Source organism: Citrobacter sp. S55_ASV_140 (assembly GCF_018919505.1).
Lineage (GTDB): Bacteria > Pseudomonadota > Gammaproteobacteria > Enterobacterales > Enterobacteriaceae > Citrobacter > Citrobacter werkmanii.
In genome coordinates, this window is the sequence record NZ_JAHLQZ010000219.1 from 1 (window position 1) to 6,018 (window position 6,018).

The 6,018-nt window shown below is 48.3% G+C and carries 6 protein-coding genes; 2 read left to right on the forward strand and 4 right to left on the reverse strand.

Going from position 1 to position 6,018, the window contains the following annotated elements:
* A partial coding sequence (locus KQJ18_RS20695) for a multifunctional CCA addition/repair protein (protein WP_216422627.1) occupies window positions 1–975 on the forward strand: 975 nt, incomplete at its 5' end.
* Window positions 976–1,023: 48 nt separating this feature from the next.
* Here the strand turns inward: KQJ18_RS20695 and KQJ18_RS20700 are convergent.
* The 3 genes from KQJ18_RS20700 to folB form a co-directional block, all read right to left on the reverse strand.
* Window positions 1,024–3,114, reverse strand: a complete 2,091-nt coding sequence (locus KQJ18_RS20700; RefSeq protein ID WP_216422629.1) for a glycosyl hydrolase family 18 protein — start codon at window positions 3,112–3,114, stop codon at window positions 1,024–1,026.
* Window positions 3,115–3,392: 278 nt separating this feature from the next.
* Complete coding sequence (gene bacA / locus KQJ18_RS20705; RefSeq protein WP_087856828.1) at window positions 3,393–4,211, reverse strand: undecaprenyl-diphosphate phosphatase; 819 nt, start codon at window positions 4,209–4,211, stop codon at window positions 3,393–3,395.
* Between the two features lie 86 nt (window positions 4,212–4,297).
* Window positions 4,298–4,666 (reverse strand): bifunctional dihydroneopterin aldolase/7,8-dihydroneopterin epimerase, encoded by a 369-nt coding sequence (gene folB / locus KQJ18_RS20710; RefSeq protein WP_038633959.1) that lies wholly within the window; start codon window positions 4,664–4,666, stop codon window positions 4,298–4,300.
* 106 nt (window positions 4,667–4,772) lie between these two features.
* Between folB and plsY the strand changes: the two genes are divergently transcribed.
* Window positions 4,773–5,390 carry a glycerol-3-phosphate 1-O-acyltransferase PlsY gene (plsY, locus tag KQJ18_RS20715; RefSeq protein ID WP_003828443.1) on the forward strand — a complete coding sequence of 206 codons (618 nt, stop codon included), beginning with the start codon at window positions 4,773–4,775 and terminating at the stop codon, window positions 5,388–5,390.
* Window positions 5,391–5,437: 47 nt separating this feature from the next.
* On the opposite strand, the gene KQJ18_RS20720 is transcribed toward plsY, so the two are convergent.
* On the reverse strand, window positions 5,438–6,018 hold a 581-nt coding region (locus KQJ18_RS20720; RefSeq protein ID WP_216422631.1), incomplete at its 5' end, for a LysR family transcriptional regulator.

The following is a 6,018-nucleotide window of genomic DNA, read 5'->3' on the forward strand; positions in this document are numbered from 1 at the left end:
GATCTTCAACGTCGCGACCTGACCATCAACGCAATGGCCCGCGATGACGACGGGAAGATTATCGACCCGTATAACGGAGGCAGCGATCTGCAAAACCGTCTGCTGCGCCATGTTTCTCCCGCCTTTAGCGAAGATCCGCTGCGCGTACTGCGCGTGGCGCGCTTTGCTGCCCGCTATGCGCACCTCGGTTTTCGTATCGCTGACGAAACCATGACATTGATGCGCGACATGACCGCTGCCGGTGAACTGGAACATCTGACGTCAGAGCGGGTGTGGAAAGAAACGGAAAACGCCTTAACTACCCGTAATCCCCAGGTGTTCTTTAAGGTTCTGCGCGACTGCGGTGCGCTGCGCGTTCTGTTTCCTGAAGTTGATGCCCTGTTCGGCGTTCCAGCGCCCGCGAAGTGGCACCCGGAAATCGATACCGGTATTCACACCCTGATGACGCTGTCGATGGCCGCTATGTTAAGCCCCGAGGTCGACGTGCGCTTTGCCACGTTGTGCCACGATCTTGGCAAAGCATTAACGCCTAAAGCGCTGTGGCCACGCCATCACGGTCATGGTCCGGCGGGCGTCAAGTTGGTCGAGCAACTGTGTCAACGCCTGCGCGTACCAAATGACATCCGTGATTTAGCCAAACTGGTGGCTGAGTTCCACGATCTCATTCATACCTTCCCAATCCTGCAGCCAAAAACCATCGTTAAGCTGTTTGATTCCATCGATGCATGGCGTAAACCACAGCGCGTGGAGCAAATCGCTCTGACCAGCGAGGCAGACGTGCGTGGGCGTACCGGCTTTGAAGCGGCGGATTATCCGCAAGGCAGGCTGTTGCGTGAAGCCTGGCAGGTTGCGCAGGCGGTGCCAACGAAAGACGTCGTTGAGGCAGGATTCAAAGGTCAGGCGATTCGCGAGGAATTGACCCGGCGTCGTATTGCGGCGGTGGCCACCTGGAAGCAAGAAAAGGCGATCGGTTAAAAAAACTTGCCCCTGTAAAGGGGCAAGTTGAGCTCTTATCAGACGGAATTATTCTTTGATAAATTGAATAGAAGAAACTTTATCATTAAAGCCATCACGTATTGCGGCACTGCCGGCCGTGATATCGATATAATTGCCTTTATAATTCCCATTTTCATATAGCCGGGCTTTGTAACCCTGAGCGACCTGAATTGAAGATAGCGCATCATTGAGGCTGTAAGTTGACAGATCCTTAATGTCACCATCCATAACAAGAGAACGCCCTTCCAGTCCGTAGTCCTCGTAAGCAATTGCCTTGATAATTTTTACGGATGATATCGCATTATTACCACTACTCAGCGCGGAGTTACTTTCCAGAAGCGCTATTTTTGTCCCCGAATAATTACAGTTTGTAAAAGCATTCACACCCAAACTACCCTCAGCAATTTTTACTGAAGAGATAGTGTCATTCATTTTTTTGCCTGTTGCGGATTTAACATCGGCTAAACATGAAATATCATCATTAGTCTGAATATCATCACCCAGATAATTTATATCAGTGTAGAGCGTTGCACCTTTCTCTTTTGCAACTGAGGTAGTCAGAATATCATCAACAATATTCCCTAACTCATGGTCTGCCGTATCGCCGCTAATATCCCAAATGATTGCGCCACCAAATCCTTGTTGATTAATATAATCTACTTTTTCACGTATAGATTGCGGATCATCATAGGTTAAAAACTCCTGACTGCCTACGCTATATAAATAAGGAACATGTGACTGCGGATCCCAATACCGTTTGTATTCGCCACTGGCTAGTTTTTCTTTCAGAACATACCACGGGTTGGTGCCAGTATATTGCCCCTCATCATCCCATGCGCCTTTTACAGACGCCTCACCCGGCGCGAATAGCCCCGGCAGTCCCGCTTCAATTTGTGTAGCAGGAACAGACCCCCATCCTCTTCCGTAATATGGAACGCCCATCATTAATTTTTCTTTAGGAATCTGCCAAACATCCGCATATTCACTCATCGCAGAGGAGACATTCAACTTCTGATCGTCATCTTTTTGATTGGCGAAAAGCGGAGCATTGTGGCCCGTTTTTGCATCAAAAGCGCCGTGAATGTCGTATGCCATTACGTTGATACTGTCGAGGTAATCTGCGGTGACAGCTGGGTTAATATAAGCCACATTGTTATGGTTGGTTGTGACAGCGGCAGAAAGTTGATAGTACTTATCGTCTTTGCGCCCCTGCTCATCAAGCTTGGCGCGTAATGATTTGATAAGTTTAGTAAACTGCGCTTTTTCACTGTCGTTGTCCGGATACTCCCAGTCAATATCCAGACCATCAAAATTCCATGCATGGACATAATCGACCATGCTGTTCGCCAACTTCTCAACGCCTTCATCTGTGCGAGTTGCCGCTTCAAACACGCCTTCCTGTGAGTTATCCCAACCACCAACAGAAAGCATAAACGTGACATTATTTTTTTCTGTAAGCTTGTCAAGCTCACGCATTAAATTAGGCGCCTGCGTAGTATCATGCATCGTCACTACACCGTTTTTAACTACGGCAAAACCATAGTTAAGATGGCTCAGGCCCTTATAGTTCACCTTATCGGGGGTAAAGTAATTATGCGCCTCGTAAACTCCCCATTCAGGAAAATAGCCAATCACTTTGCGCTGTGATTTAACCCTTTTCTTCTCACTATTTTGCAGATCTTCCGCTTTCTGCCCTGTATAAGGGGTAAACTGAAATTCTGAGTAAATGTTAAAATTGACTTTATCGCCCTTTTTCCATACAGAATCCGTGGAAGGACTACCCCCCTGATCAACCCACCATTGCGCCGTCCAGTAATAGCCCAGGAAGCGAACTTTCTCTCCACCTCTATAGGTAGAGTTTGGATCATAAGGCTGGGATATAATAGCAAGCTCATCCTTGGCAGCAATAATCCCATAGGTTGAACCCGGAAAGTTATTCTGACTTTCGTCAGTATAGGCTTCCCAGGTATTTCCCAAATCTTTCGAAATCATCATCCAGGCATCAAGGCCAGAAAAACTATTGGTATCATCGTTATGCGTAACAGAAGCCGCAGATGCCAGGAAAGGAACCCCTATGGCGGCAAAAATAACTGACTGTGCAATCTTGTTTAATTTCATAACTTACTCCATTCAAACGCCATCCATTTAAGAAACAAATATATGTAAATTTAACTTTGCTGCAGTCACATTATTTAACAAAGCAAATAAAGCATACAACTTTTTATGCAGTGTTTAATTAAAAATAAGATTAAAGTGATGAATTAATTTCCCATATAAATCATCTGTACCATAGAATGCTGGCACAACAATTATATACAGTATATTAATTAAAGCGGATTATTCATTTTATAAATGAAAACATCCTGTAAACAAACAGGATGTTTTCATCAAATTATTCAGAAAAAGACCACATAGACGGCGGCCGCCACAATAAAGCGGTAAATCGCAAACGGAATAAACGAGATGCGTTTAATCAGTTGCAGGAAGGTTTTGATCGCCACCAGCGCCACGATAAACGCTGTCACGAAACCGACTGCAAACATCGGAATATCTGACGCGCTGAGGAAAGACCAGCTCTTGTAGAGATCCAGGACGGTCGCGCCCATCATCATCGGCACCGCCAGCAGGAAAGAAAACTCAGATGCCGCGTAACGACTCACCCCCATCAGCATACCGCCAGAAATCGTCGCCCCGGAGCGGGAAAAACCCGGCCACAACGCCAGACACTGGAAACAACCGATCATAAACGCCTGGCGATAGGTCATATCATCCAGCCCCGGCGCGCGCGGCTCTTTCGGCTTCAGGCATTCTGCGGCTATCAGCAGCAGGCCCCCTACCACCAGCGCATACATCACGTTGATCGGGTTAAACAGCGATTTGATGGTATCGTGGAAAACCAGTCCCAGGACAACGGCCGGAATCATCCCGAGCAGGATATGGCCCAGCGTCAACCGACCTTTGCCAGTACCTTCGTGTGGGGCTTTGCCAAAGTGAATGCCAATCAGGCCAAACAGACGTCGCCAGAACATCACCACGACGGCCAGAATAGAGCCCAGTTGGATCACCACTTCAAATGTTTTTGCGGTATCACCCTCAAAACCCAACAGGTGGCCAACAATAATCATATGGCCGGTACTGGAAACGGGTAAAAACTCCGTCAAACCTTCGACCACACCCAAAATTGCCGCCACCAGCAGCGAGTGCATATCACTCATCAATAAACCCCTACATAAAGAAACCACGGCAAAAAAGAGCCGACGAAAGGACCCTTTTATACCTGTTTGTTTTAGAAATTATTAAATTAATTATTTTCTTTCAGATTATTGCCACGCTCAATGATAACCCCGACGTTTGCCGCACGCGCCACCGCGCCAGGCTTACTGAGTTTGATACGCACCCATGGGGAATTAAAGCGACTCAGCAGGAGGTCCGCCACCTCTTCCGCTACGCGCTCTACCAGCGCAAAACGTCCGCCTTCCACATGATTAACAACCGTTTGAGCAATATCAGCATAGCTCAGGCAATCTGCGACATCATCGCTTTTAGCCGATTTACGGTTATCCCATGCCATTTCGATATCGAACACCAATTTTTGCTCGATCGTTTGTTCCCAGTCGTAAACACCGATAGTGGTGATTACTGAAAGTTGCTCTATAAATACAATATCCATCACGATCCGCCTGCTTTTTGACTAACCCGGATACCACTTCCGGCGAAATATGCGTATTATCCATAGAAGTAGCGTTTTACTCGACATTTTCAAAACGGAACAGCTTATGAGTGCAATCGCGCCTGGAATGATTATCTTCGCGTACCTCTGCGGCTCTATTTCCAGTGCCATTCTGGTATGCCGCCTCGCTGGATTGCCGGACCCGCGTGACAGCGGCTCCGGCAATCCGGGCGCGACAAACGTGCTGCGCATCGGTGGTAAGGGAGCCGCCGTCGCCGTACTGATTTTCGACGTACTGAAAGGCATGTTACCCGTCTGGGGCGCCTATGCGCTAGGCGTCAGCCCCTTCTGGCTGGGATTGATAGCGATCGCTGCCTGTCTGGGACACATCTGGCCGGTATTCTTCGGCTTTAAGGGTGGGAAAGGCGTTGCCACCGCCTTTGGTGCAATTGCGCCAATTGGTTGGGACTTAACGGGCGTAATGGCGGGAACCTGGCTGCTGACCGTCTTGCTCAGCGGCTATTCGTCGTTGGGCGCTATCGTCAGCGCACTGATCGCTCCCTTTTATGTCTGGTGGTTTAATCCCCAGTTCACTTTCCCGGTTTCCATGTTGTCGTGCTTAATTCTGCTACGTCACCATGACAACATTCAGCGTCTGTGGCGCCGTCAGGAGCCGAAGATCTGGACTAAACTGAAGAAAAAACGCGAAAGAGATCCTGAGTGACGGTACTGCCGGATGGCGACGCTAAAGCGTCTTATCCGGCCTGCAACCTACGGGATTTGATACCCTTCCACTGGCTTGCCTAATCTGTTCTGGCACCACGTCGCCAGAAACTCCACGCACACGCGAAGCTTCACGCTGCGATACAGCGGCTCCTGATAAACCGCCCAGATATTGGCGCTCTGTGCATAGTCCGGAAGTACACGCACCAGTTCACCGCTTGCCAGAAACGGTTGTACGTCCCATTCGGAACGCAACATGATCCCTTTTCCCTGCAGCGCCCACTGCAACACAATCTCACCGCTGTTCGATGAAAGATGCCCGGCTACCTTGACCGATTTTTTCTCCTGACCGTTATCCAGCTCCCACACTCCGTGGGTCATATCGCGTTCTTTGGTGACCAGACAATCGTGCCGACTTAATTCCTGTAGCGTCATCGGCTCGCCATATTTTTGTAAATAGGTCGGGGCCGCACACAATATTCTTTTGTTTTTCGTTAACAAATGCGCAATATAATAATCAGGGATTTCATCATTAATACGAATATCTAAATCGATATTATCCTGCGCCAAATCAATTTGCCGATCGTAAAGCTCAAAATGCACCTGTAACTCAGGATAACTATGCATCA